This is a genomic window from Fulvivirga kasyanovii, from assembly GCF_009711405.1.
Classification (GTDB): Bacteria; Bacteroidota; Bacteroidia; order Cytophagales; family Cyclobacteriaceae; genus Fulvivirga; species Fulvivirga kasyanovii.
Genome location: NZ_SMLW01000573.1, coordinates 1 through 21,870 on the forward strand (window position 1 = coordinate 1; position 21,870 = coordinate 21,870).

Annotated in this window: 19 protein-coding genes; 13 read left to right on the forward strand and 6 right to left on the reverse strand. The window is 41.2% G+C overall.

What is annotated here, in order from left to right; all coding sequences use genetic code 11:
* The first annotated feature begins 25 nt into the window (after positions 1 to 25).
* The 4 genes from E1163_RS15105 (at position 26) to E1163_RS15120 (ending at position 2,637) form a co-directional block, all read left to right on the forward strand.
* The gene (locus E1163_RS15105) at positions 26 to 409 is read left to right on the forward strand and encodes a hypothetical protein (protein ID WP_155173263.1); all 384 of its coding nucleotides are present in this window, start codon (positions 26 to 28) and stop codon (positions 407 to 409) included.
* Between the two features lie 78 nt (positions 410 to 487).
* The gene (locus tag E1163_RS15110) at positions 488 to 1,303 is read left to right on the forward strand and encodes an endonuclease/exonuclease/phosphatase family protein (protein ID WP_221418008.1); all 816 of its coding nucleotides are present in this window, start codon (positions 488 to 490) and stop codon (positions 1,301 to 1,303) included.
* A complete protein-coding gene (locus E1163_RS15115) occupies positions 1,303 to 1,944 on the forward strand; it encodes an HD domain-containing protein (RefSeq protein ID WP_155173267.1) in 642 nt (213 codons plus the stop codon). Before E1163_RS15110 ends, E1163_RS15115 begins: the two co-directional genes overlap by 1 nt.
* Before the next feature lie 27 nt (positions 1,945 to 1,971).
* On the forward strand, positions 1,972 to 2,637 hold the full coding sequence (locus tag E1163_RS15120) for a hypothetical protein (protein WP_155173269.1): 666 nt from the start codon (positions 1,972 to 1,974) through the stop codon (positions 2,635 to 2,637).
* On the opposite strand, the gene E1163_RS15125 is transcribed toward E1163_RS15120, so the two are convergent.
* Positions 2,638 to 3,231 carry an ureidoglycolate lyase gene (locus E1163_RS15125; RefSeq protein WP_155173271.1) on the reverse strand — a complete coding sequence of 198 codons (594 nt, stop codon included), beginning with the start codon at positions 3,229 to 3,231 and terminating at the stop codon, positions 2,638 to 2,640.
* Positions 3,232 to 3,458: 227 nt separating this feature from the next.
* Here E1163_RS15125 and E1163_RS15130 point away from each other — a divergent pair, with 227 nt between their 5' ends.
* The gene (locus E1163_RS15130) at positions 3,459 to 3,893 is read left to right on the forward strand and encodes a hypothetical protein (RefSeq protein ID WP_155173273.1); all 435 of its coding nucleotides are present in this window, start codon (positions 3,459 to 3,461) and stop codon (positions 3,891 to 3,893) included.
* Between the two features lie 139 nt (positions 3,894 to 4,032).
* On the opposite strand, the gene rsmG is transcribed toward E1163_RS15130, so the two are convergent.
* The 5 genes from rsmG to polX all read right to left on the reverse strand — a co-directional run bounded on the left by rsmG (position 4,033) and on the right by polX (position 8,925).
* A complete protein-coding gene (gene rsmG, locus E1163_RS15135; protein WP_155173275.1) occupies positions 4,033 to 4,662 on the reverse strand; it encodes a 16S rRNA (guanine(527)-N(7))-methyltransferase RsmG in 630 nt (209 codons plus the stop codon).
* The gene (locus E1163_RS15140) at positions 4,662 to 5,099 is read right to left on the reverse strand and encodes a GNAT family N-acetyltransferase (protein ID WP_155173277.1); all 438 of its coding nucleotides are present in this window, start codon (positions 5,097 to 5,099) and stop codon (positions 4,662 to 4,664) included. The genes rsmG and E1163_RS15140 overlap by 1 nt, the downstream gene beginning before the upstream one ends.
* A gap of 123 nt (positions 5,100 to 5,222) precedes the next feature.
* The gene (locus E1163_RS15145) at positions 5,223 to 5,831 is read right to left on the reverse strand and encodes a sigma-70 family RNA polymerase sigma factor (RefSeq protein ID WP_155173279.1); all 609 of its coding nucleotides are present in this window, start codon (positions 5,829 to 5,831) and stop codon (positions 5,223 to 5,225) included.
* Complete coding sequence (locus tag E1163_RS15150; RefSeq protein WP_155173281.1) at positions 5,822 to 6,928, reverse strand: glycosyltransferase; 1,107 nt, start codon at positions 6,926 to 6,928, stop codon at positions 5,822 to 5,824. The genes E1163_RS15145 and E1163_RS15150 overlap by 10 nt, the downstream gene beginning before the upstream one ends.
* Positions 6,929 to 7,203: 275 nt before the next feature.
* A complete protein-coding gene (gene polX / locus E1163_RS15155) occupies positions 7,204 to 8,925 on the reverse strand; it encodes a DNA polymerase/3'-5' exonuclease PolX (RefSeq protein ID WP_155173283.1) in 1,722 nt (573 codons plus the stop codon).
* A gap of 141 nt (positions 8,926 to 9,066) precedes the next feature.
* On the opposite strand from polX, the gene E1163_RS15160 reads away from it, so the two are divergent.
* The 8 genes from E1163_RS15160 to E1163_RS15195 form a co-directional block, all read left to right on the forward strand.
* Complete coding sequence (locus tag E1163_RS15160) at positions 9,067 to 9,471, forward strand: EVE domain-containing protein (protein ID WP_155173285.1); 405 nt, start codon at positions 9,067 to 9,069, stop codon at positions 9,469 to 9,471.
* 3 nt (positions 9,472 to 9,474) lie between these two features.
* Complete coding sequence (locus E1163_RS15165) at positions 9,475 to 11,049, forward strand: hypothetical protein (RefSeq protein WP_155173287.1); 1,575 nt, start codon at positions 9,475 to 9,477, stop codon at positions 11,047 to 11,049.
* Entirely contained in the window at positions 11,039 to 12,565 is a 1,527-nt protein-coding gene (locus tag E1163_RS15170; protein ID WP_155173289.1) for a hypothetical protein, read from the forward strand. Before E1163_RS15165 ends, E1163_RS15170 begins: the two co-directional genes overlap by 11 nt.
* A 335-nt stretch (positions 12,566 to 12,900) precedes the next feature.
* On the forward strand, positions 12,901 to 13,998 hold the full coding sequence (locus E1163_RS15175; protein WP_155173291.1) for a tail fiber protein: 1,098 nt from the start codon (positions 12,901 to 12,903) through the stop codon (positions 13,996 to 13,998).
* Complete coding sequence (locus E1163_RS15180; protein ID WP_155173293.1) at positions 13,985 to 15,145, forward strand: hypothetical protein; 1,161 nt, start codon at positions 13,985 to 13,987, stop codon at positions 15,143 to 15,145. Before E1163_RS15175 ends, E1163_RS15180 begins: the two co-directional genes overlap by 14 nt.
* Positions 15,138 to 16,322 (forward strand): hypothetical protein, encoded by a 1,185-nt coding sequence (locus tag E1163_RS15185; protein WP_155173295.1) that lies wholly within the window; start codon positions 15,138 to 15,140, stop codon positions 16,320 to 16,322. Before E1163_RS15180 ends, E1163_RS15185 begins: the two co-directional genes overlap by 8 nt.
* Positions 16,309 to 20,376, forward strand: a complete 4,068-nt coding sequence (locus E1163_RS15190) for a PKD domain-containing protein (RefSeq protein WP_155173297.1) — start codon at positions 16,309 to 16,311, stop codon at positions 20,374 to 20,376. The genes E1163_RS15185 and E1163_RS15190 overlap by 14 nt, the downstream gene beginning before the upstream one ends.
* Positions 20,342 to 21,870: hypothetical protein (locus E1163_RS15195; protein WP_155173299.1), on the forward strand; the 1,529-nt coding region annotated here is incomplete at its 3' end. The genes E1163_RS15190 and E1163_RS15195, both read left to right, overlap by 35 nt.

Consider the following 21,870-nt stretch of genomic DNA (forward strand, 5'->3'; position numbering starts at 1 on the left):
CTTTAAAATTTATAGCGAATAGTTTATGGCATCATGTAATGTGGTTAAGTATAAAGAACTGGACATTGTTTACACTGACATAAGCAATGCCTCACCTGAAGAAGCAATGGTTGTATTTGATGAGAATCAGTTGATCATCAGTAAAATGCCTCTCAAATCTGTATATGCACTGGTCAATGCCAAAGACGCTCGGTTCAATTCCAGCCTTATTCAGAAGATCAAGGAAACCGTGAAAAAAAACAACCCGCATTCCAAGGCTACGGCGGTTTGCGGACTCAATGCGCTGTCCCGGCTGATGGTCAACTCGATCATTGCTTTTACAGGCCGTCAAATGAAACTGGTGGAAACGGAGGAGGAGGGTAAAGACTGGCTGTACAAAAAGTATCAGGAAGCAGCCGTTGTGGTGTAGTCATTCACACATAACCTTTTTAACCATTATTGAATTTATATAACTGACATGAATAGAGTTATCTTAACATTGCTTTTTATGCTATCTGTTTCTGCATATGCTGCCGTCAATGGTCAGTCGAGCCTGCGGGTTATGAGTTATAATATACGCTATGATAGTCCATCCGATGCGGAAGAAGGCAATGGCTGGGAGCAGCGACGGGACAAGATAGTGAAGCTTGTCAAACATTATGACCCAGACCTGTTGGGGGTGCAGGAAGCTATGAAACATCAGTTGGATTATTTGCTTGGACAGCTTGAGGGGTACGATTATATAGGAGTGGGCCGTGATGATGGAGGTGAGAAGGGGGAGTATTCTGCCATTCTTTTTAAGAAGGCGAAAGTAAAAGTAGTTGAGGGTAATACCTTCTGGCTTTCCGAAACCCCGGAAAAACCTTCCAAAGCGTGGGACGCCGCCTTGCCCAGAATTGCTACATGGGCCGAATTTGAGACTACCAATGATCAGCAACGTTTCTACTACCTCAATACCCACTTCGACCATGTTGGTACCGAAGCCCGTGCCAACAGTGCCAAATTGATACTTAAAAAGATTGAAAAGCTGGCAGGAAAAGCACCTGTTGTTGTTTCCGGTGATTTTAATGTAACTCCTGAGGCGGAGCCTTATGAGATACTTACCTCCGGGTTAAAAGACGGAAGGCTGGTAAGTACCTCTGCTGCCTATGGTCCAGAAGGAACGTTCAGTGGTTTTGAATTGACGGCCGATAAAGATTTTCCCCGGATAGACTATATCTTCGTAAAAAATATGGAGGTACGGGCTTACGAAACTATTTCAGACTTTTTTAACAACAAATTTCCATCCGACCATTTGCCTGTAATGGCCGAAGTAAGTTTTTGATGGAAAGTAAAGCCGACCGTAAAGATCAGTTGAGGAAGCGGTTTGAGGAGCTGGTGCTCAGATATACCAATGATGTGCCTCTTGTGTATAGCTTTTGGGCGGAAATTGAAACCAAATACTCTCGTAAGCTCAGGCATTATCATAACCTCCATCACCTTGAAAATTTGCTTGAGCTGCTCATAGAGGTAAAATCCTTAATAAAAGACTGGGATGTGACCCTGTTTGCCCTTTTCTATCATGACCTCGTTTATAATCCGGCCAGGCGTGACAATGAAGAAAAAAGTGCCCAATGCGCTGAGAAGAGACTGGAATCTATAAATTTTCCTAAGAGAGGGATTGATAAGTGCGTAAAGATGATCCTTGCTACCGCCGGACATGCCGATGCCGGGGATGATGACATCAACCTGTTCACAGATGCAGACTTAGCCATTCTAGGGTGTGACCCTGCCCGATATACAGGTTATACAGAGCAGGTAAGGAAAGAGTATCGCATTTATCCGGATATACTTTACAAACCGGGACGGAGAAAGGTGTTGCAGCATTTTTTGAATATGGAACGCATCTTTAAGACGGATTATTTTTATAATAAATTTGAAACTTTGGCCCGTAAAAACTTGAATAGTGAATTGATGGCCCTTTAATTTGGGCACGCCGAAACTTAATTGATATTGAAGAAGACAGAACACGCATTTTTCGCAAAACCTGTGAGGCAGCAAAATTTGTTTGTCTGGAAAGTCGGAGCAGGCCTTTTGCTTTGCATTCTGGGGGTGCTGACTCTGGCATGGGTACTTAACTTCTACTTGCTGGTTTTAGTAGTTCCTGTGCTGATAGCAGTGGCAGCCCCTTTTATAGATGTGCCTATGGGGGTTAAGACGGGCCAATTCACTCATTACTCCCCTTTGTTTATCGCTTCCCGGGAGCATAAAGGTGAGGTTGTTGTTCATGGAGGGACTCTTTTTGACTATTATTTCAATTTGAAAGAGGTAAAGCCCACAGACAGAAAAAAGGTGATTTTGCTGAGTTACCTCAAGGGGCTGATCAGCGTAGTAGAAAATTATGAGCATGAGGGTAGGGAAGACCTGGTAATCAAAGGTACCTCATACATGATCAATGAAAGAACGGCCCGAAAGATGGGTTTCAGGCTGATAGCAACCGATAGTTTTCAGAAAATAATCCTGATTTTAAACTATATTCCCGTACTGATCGCCTATTCTTACTCAAAAGGGAAGCTCAGTTTTCCTGATCTTTCGAAAGTCATAACCTTAAAGGCTTCTGTTAAAACGCTGGCAGAACATAAGGCAGCTATGCTTCGGCTGGTTCAGCGGCTGGATTAGTTATAAAAGATTTCCCCTGACTTTTGCCAAAGGAATAGTAAGAAAAGTACCCATATCTTCTGCGAAGTTGATGCAGTTTTGGTTGTCTGTATCTCCTTGTTTATAGAAGCTGGCCCTTTCATTTAGTGGTACTATACCTTCATGCCATATGCCCGGGTGTATGTATATGCCTTTACCCCCGGTGATATAAAAGGAACGAAAATGCCTTGGCCGGATGTCATTGTGCGGTTCTGCCAGTACGATGATAAAGTCCTCACCCCTTAGTGGGAAGTAAAGCTGACCTGCATCAGGGTACTGACAGGCATTCCATAAAAGAGCCTGTTCCCTATTGGGCGCTACTTCTTCGGCCTCTTCGGGAGCTACAGACCATCCCAGCAAAGAGCGGTCGTTTTCTGATTCATCTTCACAATAAATGGAGTTGCCCTTCCACCAGAAATTAAAAACCGACCCTGCAGAATCCGGTTTTTCCGAGTACTCCAGGTGATCATCAACCAATACCCCAAAAGGAGCTATGTTTTCATCGGTAGCTACTTCAATGGGCGTTTCCTGCCAGAAGAGTTTACCGGAAATTGCAGGTTGTGGATAGTTGAGCATAAGTCGCAGATTTTTAAAATGGACTTACAAGCTCCGGATAAACCTTTTAATTACAAATTTTTTCAGTTTATCGTTTTGTTAAGTTTTGTCTTTCAGATGTTTACAGGCTTGTAGAGGGGGAAGGACAGAAGGCCTGAAATTTTTCGTTCCTTATTTTGTTGCCCGGTGAGGGTGTTTATTACTATTTTCGCGTCCCCATTTTTTCCAAATCCAATAAATAGTTAATTATGAAATCACATTTTTTAATTTGTCTGGTTGCTTTGAGCGTGTTTGCTTTTTCTTGCTCTGATGATGACGAGTCTGTTTCCGTATCGCCAGCCCCAGCCACCCTCACTGCTGCTATAATAGAGGGTACCTGGCATATTACTCAACTGGTGAAGTCTGGCAATGACATCAGCAGTCATTTTGATGGGTATAACCTTACTTTTCATGACAATGGGAACCTGCAAGCCAGCAACGGTACCAAATCTCAAATGGGAAGCTGGACAGCAGAGGACGATAATGGTGTAACTGAACTGGTGATCCTGTATACCTCTAAAGATGACTTTGATGAACTGCTAAGTGAAGACTGGGCAGTAGTAGAAATAGCAGACGCCAAAGTTACCCTTGAGCATGATGGAACTAATGGGGTGAAAGATTACCTCACTATTGAAAAGAACTAAGGTTCGACAATTGCCTCTTAGTGCTGTTTGTTTCGGTACTAAGAGGTTTTTATACGTTGCCAACTGCTTTTGCCGGTTGCTGTTAACGCTGAGGCGAAAAGTTAGTTTTTCCTTAGAAATGCTGCCTGATCCAATGCGGTTAACCTACCGGAACAAATACTACTTTCTTCGTTTCAAAGAAGTCTTCGTCAAAATACGTCTGTAAATCAAATAGTTGATATTTCTTTTTTGCCTCTTTAAGCTCTTCATTCAGGTCACCGCCCTTGAGGTATAGTATGCCGTTGGGCAGGGCATTAAATGATTCTGTCCTGAACTTGTTTTTCACCCACTGGTAAAAAGGCTTAAGACGTGTTACCGCCCGGCTCACTACAAAATCATATTGGTCAGAGACCTGTTCAGCCCGGGTTTGCTCCGCCGTTACATTGGTAAGGTTTAGCGACTCAGCTACACCTTTTACCACTTTGATCTTTTTTCCGATGGAGTCTACCAGGTGGAAACTGGACCTGGGAAACATGATGGCCAGCGGGATACCGGGAAAGCCGCCTCCGGTGCCTACATCCAGAACTTTGGTGTCGGGTTCGAAAGACATTACTTTGGCTATTCCCAGCGAGTGCAGCACATGCCGGGTATAGAGCTCGTCGATATCCTTACGTGAGATCACGTTGATCTGCTCGTTCCAGGTGTGGTAAAGCTCGTGTAGTGCGTTAAACTGGGATTGTTGGACTGCAGTGAGATCAGGAAAGTACTTAAAAATAATGTCAGCGTTCATTAAAGCTCTTTTTGAAGGATGATCCGGTTTTCGTTGATATCTGGCCTCTCTTCTATTTCAACGATGTTGAAGCCATTTTTCATTGCAAATATCAACATTGGTTTTAAATAATTGCGGGTTTTTAGCCTTATCCTTTTATAGCCTCTTGCTTTGGCCCATCCTTCCTGGGCATTGGCCAACTGGCCGGCAAGTCCTATTTGCCTGTACAATGGGAGTACACCTCCGAACCAGGTGTAAAAAGTGTCGCCATCAAGTTCATAACCGAGCTTGAAGCCGGCGTTCTTGCCATCCACTGCCGCTTTTAGAGCGAGAAAGGAAACACCGGATAGCCTTTTTTTATATTCATCTAAGGTATAAGGGTTTTCAAACTCAGGTATCTGCTCAGCTATTGCGATGATATCTTCTATGGAACATTCGCCAATGTAAATGTTGTTCATAGGGACAGTTTTCAATTCACGGTTCCTGGTTTGCAGTTTATAGTTCTTAATTCACTGTTTTCAGTTTTAAAAAACTGTGAACAAGTAAACAGTTAACAAGTAAACTGAGGACCGTGAACAGTTCTACATGTGTTCTTTTTTGTTTTTTACCAGGTCGTACATCAGTTCGCGGGCGCGGTGTAGCTGGGCTTTTACAGTACCCAGAGGGGCGTCCAGCTCTGTGGCTATTTCCTCATAGGAAAGTTCCTGAAAGTATCGTAGCCTTACCAGCCTTTGGTACTTTGCCGGGAGCTTGGTTACAAACATTTGTATAAGCTCTATCTTTTGGCTTTTGATGGTCTCTTCCTGAGGGTTCAGGTTTTTGTCCTCAACATCGATCTGGACTGCTTCACCATTGTCATCGGTAAAGGAGGTGTCGAGGCTCATGGTTTCCAGCCGTTTTTTACGAATGAAATCTATCGCATTGTTGGTGGCAATACGGAACAGCCATGTACTGAATGTATAATCCTTTTTAAACCGGTGCAGGTTTTTGAATGCCTTGGCAAATGCCTCAATGGTAAGATCTTCTGCGTCATCGACATTTCTCACCATTTTGAGGATCATATGGTAAACCGGTCTCTTGTACCTGTCCATGAGCATGGCAAAGGCCTGTTCATCACCCTCTTTGACTGCCTGATCTATTAACCGGAAATCTTCTAATGCTTTATCAGAGAATTGCTTTTTTAACTCCATCGAACCCGTTTTGTAAATAATGCTGTGGCGCCCGTTATCAAATAATAAAAGACAAAGACCAAATCTAAGAATACCAAACCCCAAAAATTAAACTTAACACCTAGTTTTTTACAGATAATATTAAATGTAAGGTAAATCAACAGGGTCCTTATTAAAAAACTGCCCGCCACCAAGTATAGTTCAATACGTAAGAGAAGCAGGATGGTTAAAATTAACCAAAATAATATATGTGTAAACGAAAAAGCACCCAAAATGATTTTATCTGTGGTTTTATAATACTTTCCTACCGAAAGGTGCCGGATTTTTTGTCTGAAAAAAGCTTTCCAGGTCTTTTTAGGGTGCGAATATACGAGGGCATCCTCACCGATAGTTACCCTTGTACTTTTACTGGTGGCATGCTGGTTTACAAAAATATCATCGTCACCACCGGTTAGGCCCAGGTGTGGATTGAAACCCTTTTTGCTGATAAAGAGGGATTTTCTATATGCCAGATTTCTTCCCACGCCCATGTAAGGCCTTCCTGCCAGTGCCATTCCCAGGTATTGCATGGCAGTCCATAGTGTTTCAAAGCGAATAAAAGTATTCAGAAAGCCTTTTGCTGTAGTGTAGAAGGAGAACCCAAGGTTAAACTGGGCGTTTTCATCAAAGCTGGAGGCCATGGCAGCTATCCACCGGTCGTTGTTGGGCTCACAGTCTGCATCGGTGAGTAGTATGCGATCGTGTTTGGCGGCTTTAATGCCCAGGGTAAGGCCGTATTTTTTTGCGTTGAAGTTGTCAGGTTTATGGCTGACCTTAACCATTTTAAGCTTCGGTTCCCGGGTAGTCTCTTCCAGAAGCAAGTCATAAGTGCCGTCATTAGACCGGTCTTCTACCACTATTATTTCATATTCGGGGTACTGCTGGTTGTAAAGTTTTGGCAGTAGCCTTCTGAGGTTTTCTTCTTCATCATGGGCGCATATTACTACTGAAATGGGTGGCTGGCCGGTAGATGAAGGTGTGCTTTTATATTTTGAAAATGAAGCAAGAAACACTATAAAATAGATAGCCTGAATGGCGGCGCAGGCAAAAAATAAGATTAGAAGGATACTAAAAACCATGAAGTGAAAGGTAGTTTAAAAAGGAGACAAATATACTGGTAATTTCTGTTTATTAGAAGGGACAACACGGTTTGATTAGGGTAAAGTTTCAGGGATTGTAAACACCTGTAACTTTTTGCTGAAGATTGCAAAGTCTTAGGTACAAGATGCCTTAATTCGTAATAGTAATTACTCTTGGTGATCTGCCCCACTCCGTGGCCTGTCCCCTGGGAGGCCACTTAGATTCACTTAAGAGAAATACCAGTAGAATTGAAGGAAAGGAAAAACAAGGGGTACTAAACAGCCATATTCAATGCCTTTTCCTTTCTGCTTTCAAAATATTTGTTGATCTCCTCCAGGCTCATGCTGTTCAGGTTCATCTCTTTGGTCAACCCTCCCTTGCGGCCTATATGCACTCCATAGATCATATCATGGTAGCCCTCTTTTGCGTGTGCATCGGGGTTTATGCTTAGCTTCACGCCCTGGCTCAGAGCATAATCTATCCAGCGCCAGTCAATGTCCAGCCTTCTCGGGTGTGAATTGATCTCTATAACCACATTGTTTTTGGCGCAGGCATCGATGATGGTTTTATGGTCTACCGGGTAGCCGTCCCTTTGTAGCAGAAGCCTGCCCGTCATGTGTCCCAGGATAGTTGTAAAGGGATTTTCGACTGCTTTCAATACGCGTAATGTAGCTTTTTCAACATCCATGCTCATGGCCGAGTGAATGGATGCAACAATAAAATCAAAACTAGCCAGCGTATCATTGTCATAGTCCAGGCTGCCATCGGGAAGGATATCGCACTCGATGCCTTTAAAGATCCTGAACGGGGCCAGTTTTTTGTTAAGCTCATCAATTTCGGCCTGTTGCTCTTTGACCTTGTTTTCATAAAGGCCATTGGCATAGTAAAATGAAGACTTGCTATGGTCAGTTATGCCCAGGTACTCGTATCCCAGCTCCTTGCAGTACGTGGCCATTTCCTCCAGGCTATGTTTTCCATCGCTGTAGGTGCAGTGGTTGTGGAGGATTCCCTTCAGGTCATCCATTTCTATTAGGTTGGCTCTTTGTTCCATTTTTGCGGAATCAAATTCAAACTGCCCTTCGCGCAGCTCTGGCGCTATAAATTTAAGGTCAGCAAGCTGGTATATATCTTCTTCTGAGGTCACTTGCCCTGCTTCCCGAGCCAGGTCAAGCAGACATTTTTGCTCCTTCACCTCCCGGTAAATGTGGGCTTGCGATCCCGTGGTAATAAAAAGGTCTCTGTAGAAGCTGTTTTTTGAAGTAAACCTGAAACGTACCGGAGTGTCGGTCTCTGTTAATACACCGCGCCAGGTAAAGGGGCCAGACTGCTTTTGGGAATACTCCAGGGCCTCAATGCTGGAAAGGTATGCTTTGATCTGAGCTTCCTGTTCCGAAGCAACTACAAAAAGTATCTCTTCAATGATCTCGGTTTTTCTCCTGAATGCCCCGCTTTCAGAAATTTGAACGTCTGGGAATTGTTGTTTTATGCTTTCTTTCAGGGCATTTACAAAAGGTTCGGCTTCTGCATAGAGCAGCTTTCCACTATGTTTTTGCTTAAAAAGTATGGCCTCTTTGAGGTTGTTCTGCGTTTTTTCTCCAAAGCCCTTAAGCTTCGCAAGTTTACCTTCGTCAATGGCTTGTAGTAAGGCTTCGCTGCTTTCAATATCCAGGTCTTTCCATAGCTGCCGTATTTTCTTTGCGCCAATTCCTTTGAGGGAAAGTAGCTCTATAACTCCTGGAGGTGTTTCCTGTAGGTATTTATCCAAGTTTGCAAACGAGCCGGTCTGGTTGATCTCATCAATGGCTGTAGCTATGGACTTTCCCACGCCGTTGATTTTGGCCAGCTCCGTAGCCGTCATGGCCGAAAGGTCTCCCTTTTCCCTTTCCAGGTTAAAAATAGCGTTGTTGTAACTTTTTATTTTAAAATCGTTCTCGCCATGCAGTTCCATCAGCGAGCAGGTGTGCTTTAATAGCCTGATTATATTTTTATTGTCCAAAATGTGCTGTTTTTTTATATTTTTATAAAAGCCATTGACCAATATGCTGAAAGCATGAAGCTGACAATGGCCGGAGCTTTACATGACAGAGTCTATTATTGTGTAAATTTATAAAAACGTAGCAACGAAAAAGAAAATTAAATGAACTATTGGTTAATGAAGTCCGAGCCGGGCACATACTCATGGGATGACCTTGTAAAGGATAAGCAAACTTTCTGGGATGGGGTAAGGAACTATCAGGCCAGAAATAACATGAAAGAAATGAAGGTGGGTGATCTGGCACTTTTTTATCATAGCGTAAATGAAAAAACAGTGGTAGGCATAGCCAAAATAGTAAAAGAACATTACCCGGACCCGACAACGGATGACGACCGGTGGGTAGTGGTGGATGTTGCACCTGTACAGCCCTTGAAAAAACCTGTAAAACTGGATGATATTAAGAATGACGGAAGGCTTGATCAAATGGTGCTGGTCAGGAACTCCCGGTTATCAGTGCAGCCCGTCAAAAAAGAAGAGTTTGACATTATCATAGGAATGAGCGAATAATATATGAAGGTATCTCTACTAATCACTTTCCTGACTATCGGAATTTCTTTTTCTACCATGTCTCAATTGGTCCAGACCAAAAGATATGAGCTGGAAAAGGAGAATACAGATAACTACTTTAACGTGACCTCAGTAGGAGACCAGGGGTTAATAATCTTCAGGGATACCGACGAATACCGTAGAAATGAAGGCGATGTATGGCAAATCATAGCGCTGGATACAGCCCTTGCCGAGAAGTGGGATCAGGAACTGCTGATCGATACCAAACACATCTTCAAAGGTTTTGAACAACGTAATGACAGGCTATACCTCCTTTTTAGTGAAAACGATACGCCCAACAGCAATTATCAACTGATCACCGTGGAGGTTAATGATGGGGCAATAAAGCGGTATGATATAAAAAATGAGATAGCCATTGAGCTGTCGCACCTGATCGTAGTGGGTGACTTCATGATCCTGGGTGGCTACGTGCGCTATAGCCCGACATTTATATCCTATAATTTGGGTGACGATAAAGTGGATGTAATCCCTGGCTTTTTCAAAGACCGAAGTGAGATTATCGACCTGCGGGAAAACGATAACGGCACTTTTAATATCCTGACACTGGAAAAAGCCTATGAAGGCTTCGATCTGAAGCTGCGCACCTACGCACCCGAAGGGGATTTGCTTTTTGAAAAGACCATTGAAATGAGCAAAGATTATAGCGTGATGGATGGCAAATGCACTGGCTTTGTAGATGGGAATATTGCCATTTCCGGTACATATGGCAGAACAGTATCGAGCTATTCTCAGGGCATATATTTTGTGATTGTTAAACCGGAAGGACAAAAAGACATTGTCAGATATTTTAACTACGCCGATTTAGAACACTTTTTCGATTACATGGGGCCAAAGCGTTCCGCCAGAATAAAAAGAAAAATAGAGTCCAAAATGTCGAAAGGGAAGGAATTCAGGTACAGTTCGAGGCTGCACATGCATCAGGTTCAGCAGCATGGAGATGGGTACCTGCTCGCTGCCGAGATTTACAATCCACAGTATGAAAAGCTGGGAAGCCGGAGCCTGTACTCCCCTTATGCCTATGGGTTAGGTATGGATAACGACTTTTACTCCTCTGCAGCCAGGCAGGACTATGTAAGGCGGCCAGGCAGCTCTTCGCAGGTTCAGGATGCAAATCATTTTGAATATCTTGAATCGGTGATCCTCAAGCTGAACAGCAAAGGAGAACTACAGTGGGACAATAGTTTTAAGATAGAAAATGTGGAGACTTTCTCCCTTGAACCTATTGTGGATTTCAGCCGGTCTATGGGTAAACTCAACCTGGTCTACAAGTCGGAGGAAAACATCAATTATAAGATCATCAATCAATCGGAAACTATAACCCAGTCCCAGGAAAAGCTTAAACTTGAGAATGAGGCTGACGTTATAAAGAGTACTTACGATGGGGTGGGTAATGCCCGTCACTGGTATGGCGACTATTTTTACGTCTGGGGGTATCATAAAGTGCAGAACAAGCTGAATCCTGATGTTGAAAATAGAAGAAGTGTACTGTTTATCAATAAGGTAATGTTTGAAGAGTAATGGCCTGATATATTGTCTCTGTCTTTGCCTGGTCTTTACCGGATCAGCCATAGCGCAAATAGCACAGCCAGATAGATTTGAGCTGGAGGTTGATAACCATGCCGGCTTTGTAGTTGCCCCAGCCGGGGAAAGCGGCGTTTTCCTTTTCAGGGAAATAGAAAATACCTATAATACAACGGACAATCTTTGGGAGGTATATCTTCTGGATACCGCCTTAAATATCAAATGGCGAAGGGAGTATTTTATCAACCCTAACTTTATCAATATCAGCCACCTGTTTATCGATGGTACACTTCACCTGTTATTTTCCAGCAAAAAGCAGGGCGACCGTAGTCTGAGTCTCGTGAGCTTCTCTGTCACCTCCGGAGAGGTTGACAATTACCTCATAAGAAATTTTATACCCTTTGCTTTTTACGATTTTAAAGTAATAAACAATGCCGTATTGATAGGGGGCTACTTCAATTACCGTCCGCTCGTGGTTTTGTACAACCTTGATGAGCAAATCCCCAGGGTTTTGCCCGGTTTCTTTAACGAACGGGCACAATTGATTGAGATGAAGGTCAATGATAACAGCACCTTTGACATCATACTGAGCGGCCCCGATGAAGAAAAGAACACAACCTTGTTCATCAATACTTTTGATGTATTTGGTAACCTGCTCAAAAAGATCAGTTTGGATTCGCAGCGGTCGAAAAGCCTGCTGTTTGGCAGAGCAGAGACTTTGGAGAACCAAAACCAACTTGTGGCCGGGGTATATGGCCGCCGTCGTTCAGAATATTCCCGGGGAGTATTTGTGGCCAACATCAATCCCTATGGCGAGCAGAAGATCAAATACTATAACTACGCCGAGTTTGAAAATTTCTTCAACTACATGAAAGCCCGCCGGGAAAGAAGGGTGATGTCACGAATAGAGCGCAAGAAGATCAAAAACAAAAAGATCAAGTTTAACTACCGCCTGCTGGTGCACGAGCTCATCAGGCATGAAGATCAGTATATTCTGCTTGGGGAAGCTTTCTACCCGAAATACAAAACCATAACCGGGAACGGAGGCCTGTTTAGCTCCGGCTGGGCCCTTAACAGAGGTCTGCATAACTCCAGCATAGTTTTCGACGGTTATCGCTACACCCACGCCATTATCCTGGGATTTGACAAGCAAGGCAACCTGCTCTGGGACAACAGCTTTGAGATCAACGATGTGGTATCATTTGAGCTGGAGCAGTTCGTTCACGTCAATGCTTCCGGCGACCGGGTAGACCTGCTTTATGTATTTGAAGATGCCATCCGCTCCAAAACCATCAAAGGCAACCAGGTACTAGAAGGAAAAGAAGAAAATAAAGTCAGGCTAAAGTATGACTCAGACAAAATCGAAGAAGAGAACACCAAAATCAACGGCCTCCACAAATGGTATGGCGACGTATTCCTCACCTACGGCACCCAAACCATCCAAAACCTCCGCACCGAAGGCGTAGGCCTAAACAGGAAGGTGTTTTTTGTGAATAAGGTGGTGTTTGAGTGAGGGGATATTTCTCGATTTGCAATGAGAGCTAAGTGGCTTTTGGTTGCTCTTTAAAATAAAGTTTTGGTGATCAACTGAATGGTAAAATTAAATATTGTGCGGCTTTAAGTTGGATTATGGCCAATTTAATTTTTTTTGATAGTATTTGTTGCTTTGTATTTTGTTTCTGTAATAAATTGCACGCTCGTTTGAAGTTTTTGGCAGGTTGATCTTTTCTTTCGGCTCTCTCAATCACTTTTTAGAAAATTAAAATTTCTTAAAAAATAAATTCTTCAGTCTCATTTTATGAGACTGGCTGAGGTTATTATTGTGCGGTAAAAACACTTAATATAATTATGAATCAGTGCAAATCCTTTTTATTTCTATTTTTCACTTTTCTCATTTTTTTAACAGGTACTATTCAGGCCCAATGGGTTGATGATGGGAGCGATGGTACTGGTGATATTTACTATAATAATGGGAATATAGGTATTGGGACTGCAACACCAGAGGCTAAGGTGCATGTTGTAGGTGATGAAAGTGGCGTAAAGTCACAATATGGGTTTATGGTTGTGGAGTCTACTGATGCTCAACTCGATCTGATCTCGAATGCAGATGGAACCTGGGGATCTGCTATTAACTTCGTGCAAGGAAATGTAGGAAATAATATTGACATCTGGTCAATCGCCAGACAGACTACAGGTGGATCTGGGAATTCCAGTTTAAGATTTAATTATGGAACTACCAATAGTCATCTAAATTCGAATATCGCCACCTTTAATGCCAGTGGAAATATTGGGTTTGGAACCACTACTCCAGAGGAGAAACTCCATGTTATTGGAACCTCTAGCATAGAGGGCAATATCGGTACCCCAACTATCAACCACTGGTTGCCAGGAAGTCATACACTTGAATTAACAAATACCGATGCCGGTGACGTTGTTTTATCTTTTCATAGGGCGGGCTCATCCAATGCAGCTATAAAGCATTCCAGTTCAATGGGGCTTATATTTTCAGGTAATGGCGAGTATAACTCAAATCATATGCATATTACCAGAGATGGTTATGTGGGTATTGGTACATCAACACCGGGTACTTATAAACTGGCGGTAGAGGGAAAAATTGGAGCAAGAGAAATTCAAGTTAAAACAGGCACCTGGGCGGACTATGTATTCGAGGAAGATTATAATCTGGCTGATCTGAGTGAAGTAGAACAATACATCAAAGAAAACAAACACTTACCAGGTATACCAACTGCTGTAGAAGTAGAAAAAGATGGAGTTAATCTGGGCGAGATGAATGTGAAGCTTTTGGAGAAGGTGGAGGAGTTGACGCTTTATATTATTGAGCAAAATAGAGATGCTCAAGACCAGAAGGAAAAACTTGAAGAACAGGAGCAGAGGATACAGAAATTAGAACAATTAATAAATAACTCACTAAATGAGAAGAATTAGAATTACACTACTATTAACAGCGATGCTATGCCTTGGTATTGCAGGTGCTTATGCTCAATGGAATCCTACCGGTGACAATGTATCCACAGGAAGCTTAACCATAGGTTCCGGTGACTCTTATAGCTACTCTCAATTAATGATTAAAGGGCCAAATACTCCTTCAGGACCTGATTCAAAAAGAGACATAACCTTTAGTTTTAAAGTTGCAGGACAGGCCGGTATAAGGGCATACAGAGGTGGCGCATGGGATACCAACCTTCAGTTTTTGACCAGTGGTTTCTCAAACACAGGAGGTACACCATCAGTTAGAATGCACATATCAGAAAATGGAAATATAGGAATTGGTAATACAAATCCTCAACACTTCCTTGATGTCACTTCTCCGTTTGTTTTAGGGGAAGAAACTACCTTGTTCGTAGGGCAAGATCATAATTTTGGAGGTAATACAGGTCGCTATGGAATTGGACTGTCTTTGTTGCATGAAGATGGTACAGCAGAAGGTAAAACTGCTTTTCTTAATATATGGAATAATAACTCTCGTAGGCGTGTAATGAGTTTTTCAAATACTGGCAATATTGGTATTGGTACAGAAAGTCCTCAGTATTTAATGGATGTTATCTCTCCATTTGTTACAGGAGAAGAAACTACATTGTTTGTGGGGCAAAACCACGACTTTGGAGGTAACACGGGCCGGTATGGTATAGGGTTGTCATTACTACACGAAAGTAGTGCTGCTGAAGGCAAAACGGCCTTTTTGAATCTCTGGAATAATAATGCCCGCACACGTGTAATGAGCTTTACCAATACCGGTAATGTAGGCATAGGTACAAATGATCCAGGCTCTTTCAAACTCGCTGTAGAAGGTAAAATTGGTGCTCGTGAAATACAAGTTACTGCTGTTACGCCATGGCCTGACTATGTTTTTGAAGAGGATTACAATTTGACCGATTTAAGTGAAGTTGAACAATACATCAAAGAAAACAAACATCTACCAGGTGTCCCTACCGCCACAGAAGTAGAAAAAGATGGAGTTAATCTGGGTGAGATGAATGTGAAGCTTTTGGAGAAGGTGGAGGAGTTGACGCTTTATATTATTGAGTTGAAAAAGGAAATTGATGAATTGAAAAAAAATAATGACAATGAATAGGTTAATAGTATTGATTCTCTTTTTAGTCTTCCAGGCTAATTGGGGGCAAGCGCAGATGTATTCAAAAACAAAGACTAACAATGAAAAATCTTCTGAATTTACTAAAATTATGTGTGATGAAAATTCTGAAGATTATTTGAAAGTAAATGAAAAAGAAACTTTACAAAAACATGTGGAGGAGATAATAACTTCCGGTGGTTCAAAGTACTCATTGAAGACCGGGGAGCGGACCTTGGGTTACAGTAATAAAAAGTTAACAACATATAAATATGGACAGGAATCAGTTGAAATAGTAACTTATAATGTTAATGATCAGGGAATTTTTGAGGAAGAAAGCCTATCAACCGAAACTCCCCATGTTAATATAATGCCTGCTCTAAAAGCAGGTAAAATCATCCTTTCAAATGATAGCGAAGGTTTTGGCTCTATATTCAGAGTATATACTACTGATTTGGTTGGTAAACAGCATTATATTCCATACCCACAAGGTTTTTCCAACGGAACGTCTGCAGCAATTAACAACAAAGTAACTTTCGTTGCGAATTCATTGGATCAAAAGAAGATGAAGATCGCAGGGTTTAAGGATGAAGCTCAGCTATTTGAAACAGAGATCACTACAGAGTATCGTGCTAAGAAAGTGTATGCATTTGAAGATTTGTTTGTCATTTACGGCTCCAAAGGTGGGGCAGATAGAAAGCTTATTGTATTTGATTGGAACGGTAAACTTATTTGGGAAAATGCATATATCTTGCCGTATTTCACGAGTATAGATATTTTGTATGATAATATGCAGCATAAAATATTTGCAGTTACTGGTATTGCAACTCTCACAATATTGGATAGCAGATCAGGGGAGTTACAAAGTAAAATTCAATTAGATGCCAAAACTTCTGCTAAAGGTATAAAGCTATCAAAAACCAATTTAGGAGCTAGAGTTATTGACTTCAAAATAGTGGGAAATTCCATAATTATTTCATTAGGTACATTTATTAGAGAGGGAGAGTTTTCTTCTAATTACCATTATACTAACCCTGAGACGTTAATTCTTCACACATCAGGAGAAGTACTTCAAAAAGAGACTCAAAAAGGTGATTTTAAAATTCATCAGATAATCCCATCTAAGACAGGTTTTAATATTGTAACAGATAAAGATATTCAGAGCTATGAGAGGAAATAAAATACTACTTTTTCTAGGGTGTCTTTGTCTTTTAATAACTGAGTCAGTTTCTCAGACAATTCAGTCTCCAAATTACGGATGGCCTGTTACAACCACAGAAAGTAATGGCGAGCATCGGGCTAGGATAGCCGGAACCCCAGGTGAGTATCGCCCCCCGTATGGAGGGGGAGCCTCAAATGTATATATTTTTGGGGTATTGGTGCCAGCTGGAACTCATCGATTTCATCAGGGTCTTGATTTGTCTTCGACAGTTAATAGAAATGTCTATTCTATTGAACCTGGTACTTATAATATTGATGTGGAAAGTGCTAATTATAATAGTAGAATTAGTTTCAATAACGTAATATATTGGCATGTGCTCCCAGACGCTGGACTTACGGATGGAAGTGAAGTTAGTGAGAATGATTTGATCGGTGTGTATGACGCTGGAGCAGCTCACGTCCATATGCAACCGACGCTTGATGAAATAAATGGAGTAGAAAATTATATCACCGGTAAATTGCCAAATGCAATTGATAATACTAATCCAGAAATACAAAATATTTACTTTTATTCAAACGGGCATACTATACGGGAGGCGTCAACTCAATTGAGTCAGAATATTATCACAGGGAATAAGAGCTATTATTTGCTCTATGATAAAATTGATATGATCGTTGCCACAGATGATGAACGAATAGGTCCTGATGGAAATGACTATGCGGCTGGGGCTGGAAATATTGGAGTAAACCGCCTCGGTTATGAGGTGCTTGATAATAATAATCAGAGTTTAACCAACGGTTTTGATATTACGCTAGATTTTTCAACACTTCCTTCACACTACTCAGCGCAGTATGTTTTTAGCAATCAGACAACAGTGTCAGACCCTTATTATGTACTTACCAGTGCCTTACTGGAAAATGAAGCAGCAGGGATAGCCGATAGATTCTGGAACACCCGTTTGCGAGTAGGTCAAACAGAGGATTGGGATCTTAGCAACAGAGGAAACAGAGATGCGCGGTCTATAAAGGAGGCTGAATTTCCTGATGACACATATACTGCTAGATTCAGAGTGTGGGATTTAGATGGCGATGGAGCGGATAATGGAAATCCTTCTGAAATAGAAGAGGTTCCTGTTTTAATAGACAACTTCCGCCCCTACATAGAACGTGTTGAAGTAGCTACCCAATTTGGTAATTTGCCAATAACCAAATATGAAGGGGAATGGGAGCAAAACGCTACATCCGGAAGACTTGATTTTTCTGAACTTAATGAAGGTACAATCAGCCCGTTTTACGATATTAAAGTGACTGTTACCGCTAGTGAACCACTGAGGTACGATGGTGTTGATAACCCGGTTCTTCAAATTGATGGTATATCAAATCCTGACCTGACAGCAGTGAGTGCTGATCGTAAGCAGTTTACTTTTACCATACCAGCGTATACCATTGCAGCAGGAGATGTGCCGGAAGAAAAAACTTTAAGTTTAACCGGTAGGGATCTTGCGGGGAATGCTTTGGTTGCGTTTGATTCGGAAGATTCTGACGTGAGTTATACTGCTATTCCACCTCGTAATGCAGATGGTACTTGGCCTACAGCGGGGATTATTCCTTCGGGTACTGATACAAGACATTCTATTATTATAGACCCATCGGGTTCATGTTGGACGAGTGGAGGTTCTGGTGGACGTGTAATGATTGAGTGTGATTTGGTGGCGAGTTTTACACATTCAACAAATGAGTCCGCTCCTCTAGCTGTACAATTTACGGATTTGTCAGTCCCAGCTAATGAAATAATAGGTTGGCAATGGGATTTTGGAGATGGCTATACTTCTACCTCCCAACATCCAACGCATACATATGCTAATACCGGGGTATATACGGTATCACTAACGGTTTCCAGTGCCACTGAGCAAAGTACATATATTCAAGCCATAAATATTAATTTTGGGGGTAGTATCAGTTCCTCTTTTAGTGCTACTCCGTCTCAAGGGGCTGCTCCTTTACGGGTAGATCTCAACAGTAGTGCTTCAGTTGGAGATTCCTTTAAATGGAGTGTTTCTCCCAATGATGGATATAGGTACGTTCTGGGTAATAGTACATATCGACATCCTAGTATAGAGTTTACTAAAAATGGAACTTATACCATTACTTTGACGGCAAGTAACAGTTTTCAGCAGACGGCCACTTCCTCTAGAAGTATTATTGTTGCCCCGGAAGGTGGCCCTCCTACTGTAGACTTTAGTTGGAACGGACCAGTTTATGCTAATACGCCGGTAAGTTTTAGGGACGAATCTTTGGTCAACTGTGTAAATGGAGTGAGCTATTATTGGTATTTTAAGGAAGGCTTTTTTGAGGGGACATCAACAGTTGAAAATCCCGATTGGGTTTTTCAGAACCCAGGGACGTATGAAGTAATACATAAGGTTACAGATGGATGTGGTAAAACCAGTACCCTTTCAAAATTTATAGCTGTAGAGCAAGCATTACCACCATCAGGTATTAATGCTTCGTATACCCAATCTGCAAGATCAGTTTTCGCTGGTGAGTCAATTAACTTTGTGGATTTTTCTTATGTACCTTCAAATATAACCCTTGATTATAGTAATTGGTTTTTTCAATTGCCAATAACTTGGACTAAGGGATCACAAGTGACCGGTGCTTATCAAGGGTATTCAGGAGGAACAGTTACTCACACATATAATCAGGCAGGTAAATATAAGACGGCATTGATATTAAGTACAGATCATACAAAGCCCTTTTATGATGATTATCATGAGGATGTCATTACCGTATATCCGAGAGAAGAGGGTGATCCCTATGATAATTTACGACATACCATAACCACGACTAATGATCAAGTATTAGCGTCTGACTATGACGAAGACATACTTGTAGTGGCAGTTAATAACAGTAGTAACTTACAACGTGTAAAAATATATGAGGGTGAAACGCTGGAAGAAGCAGGTTATTTCTTGCCATCTACGACTAGTGAAGCCATCCTTGATGTTGCTGTTCATGGTAAGACTATTACAGTTGCTACGACTTCCTCTTTGTACGTATACAAAAAGATTGCTGGTTCATGGGATAAAGTCATTATAGACCTAAAAGATATATATCTTGAAGACTGGACGTGGTATACACCTCCTAATAAGTTGAGGCATGTAGATGTTTACAACGATCGTATTGTTGTAAATGATAAAGGTGATGAATATAATGTGGGGGAACTAAGAGTATTTCAAAGAATTGGTGGAAGCTGGACAAATTATACAGAGATATTGAATTTCGATTTGTCTGCTTACCACAGTATTTATGAGTTAAAAATTCATGAGGGGACAATAGCGGCTTCTCTATATGCAGAAACAGGTGCTAAAAGTGTAATAGTTTTTTCGGAAGAAATTGGTTGGAATAGTAGAGTTATTTATTCTGGTGAGCTGAATCAAGGGAAGAATATAGACCTTGAGTATAAAAACTTGCTAATTGCGATGCCGACGGGAGGAGCCAGACTTTATATGAATTCTGTTGGCTGGTACTCGGGGATGCATCATGTTGAACTTAAGCACTATACACCGGATAATTCTAGAGTACATCCTCATGTTTCCATTTCTGGTAATTATATTGTTTCGGTTGCAAATGAAGATGTGATATTATATGTAAAGCCTCGTGCGGGATGGACTAATATGGTAGAGCAAGGGAAGTTGACGACTGCAGACTGGATAAAGGATGAACCTGGCAGTTTTGCTTTTGTGGCAGGTAATAAAGCCGTATTTAACGGAGGGTATGGTTATTATAAGTATATGAACTTAGGGGAATATTGCGATGAAGGCTGGTATGAAAAAACGGTACAATCATATAGTGATGGACAAAATATCAATTTGCTAAATGGGGCAATGCGCCTTGGAGGAGATACAAATGGAGGACAATATTTAATTAACAGTGGAGCAAATGTAAACCTTACTGCAACAAAATGGATACAATTAAAGCCGGGTTTTGAAGCTAAAGCAGGTAGCCAGGTGAAAATAAATACTGAAACCTGTGAGAATGTATATTACCAATTTAGATATGGAATGGAATAAAATAAGAAGAGAAATGAGAAAATTTAAAATACTATTCCAAATAATGTTAGTGCTCAATTTTACTCTTGTTGTACAAGGGTATAGTCAGCATTTGAACTTTAATTGGGTAAGTACTCTAGAGGAAGGGAATGCAGATATAGCCAGAGCAGTGAGTATTTCTGATGCGGGAGATGTTTATATGATTGGAGCTTCTCAGGAGAGTGGTCATTCCGAAAATGGACGTATGAAAACGTCTAATTCAGATATAGTGATCAACGAGATTACCAATATGGGTAAAGCATCATGGTCAAAAAAAGCAGGTAGTTCAATTGGACGTTCGAATGTCATTGACGAATATGGGACAGATATTATTTCCAAAAATGATTATTTATACATTACTGGGGTATATAATTATCAAGGACGATTTGATGGAGCTGAACTATTGTCTAAGGGGCTGGAAGATATTTTCATTGGTAAGTATCGAAAGAATGGAGAACTTATGTGGATGAAATCTATTGGGGGAGTCAGTCAGGACTTGGTTTACGATATGGCCCTTGATTCAGATGATAATATTTATATTACAGGTTCCATTCAGCATGATGCTCAATTTGGAGATATGCTTATCTCTGCAGGTGATAATGCTCAATTCTTTATTGCGAAATATAGTAGTGGGGGAGATTTGTTGTGGTGTAAGTACTCCAGTGGTAACGGTCGAGTAGCAGGAAAGTCGGTTTATATAAGTGCAGGAAATATATATATAGCAGGTGAATTTACAGGTAGTTCAACAATTGGAAACAATACACTTGTTTCTAATGGGCAAACGGATATTTTTCTTGCTAAAATGGATTTGGACGGAGGTTTAAAGCAGCTTACTACTGTCGGGGGGGAAGAAGAAGATAGAGTGGAATCGATGGTGGCTACAAATAAGGGTGAAATCTATTTTTGTGGATCGTTTACAGGTTTTATTATTCATCAGGAAAAGATCATGCAGTCCAATGGACTTCATGATGTATTACTAGGAAAGCTTTCTCCTAATTTGACTATTGAATGGATGAATACTTACGGTGGTGTAGGAATGGATGTTGCTCATGCCGTTGAAATAGTTGATGATGAAATTGTTGTTGCAGGAACCTTTGAAAAAGAGTTGCGATTAAACGGAGAGTCTCATTGGTCATTTGGCTTTACAGATATCTTTCTGGTTGATTTAGACTCTAAAGGAAACGTTAGTTGGTTGGAGGTAATAGGCGGGGCTGGGCAGAATCATGTAACCGATTTAAGACTAAAAAATAATGAACTTTATTTGTCCGGTTTTTTTATAGGTGACATTAATTTTAATGATGAGTCTAGTTACTCTGAGAAAGCTTCGTCATCGTTCTTGTTCAATTTTTCCCTTGGAAAAAAGGAAGAATCACAACCTTCAATATCTGATGTTGTGATTTACCCTAACCCGGCTAAAAACAATATAACGATTAGACTTACAGGCGAAGTAGCTTCTGAGTCCAAAACAATTAGAGT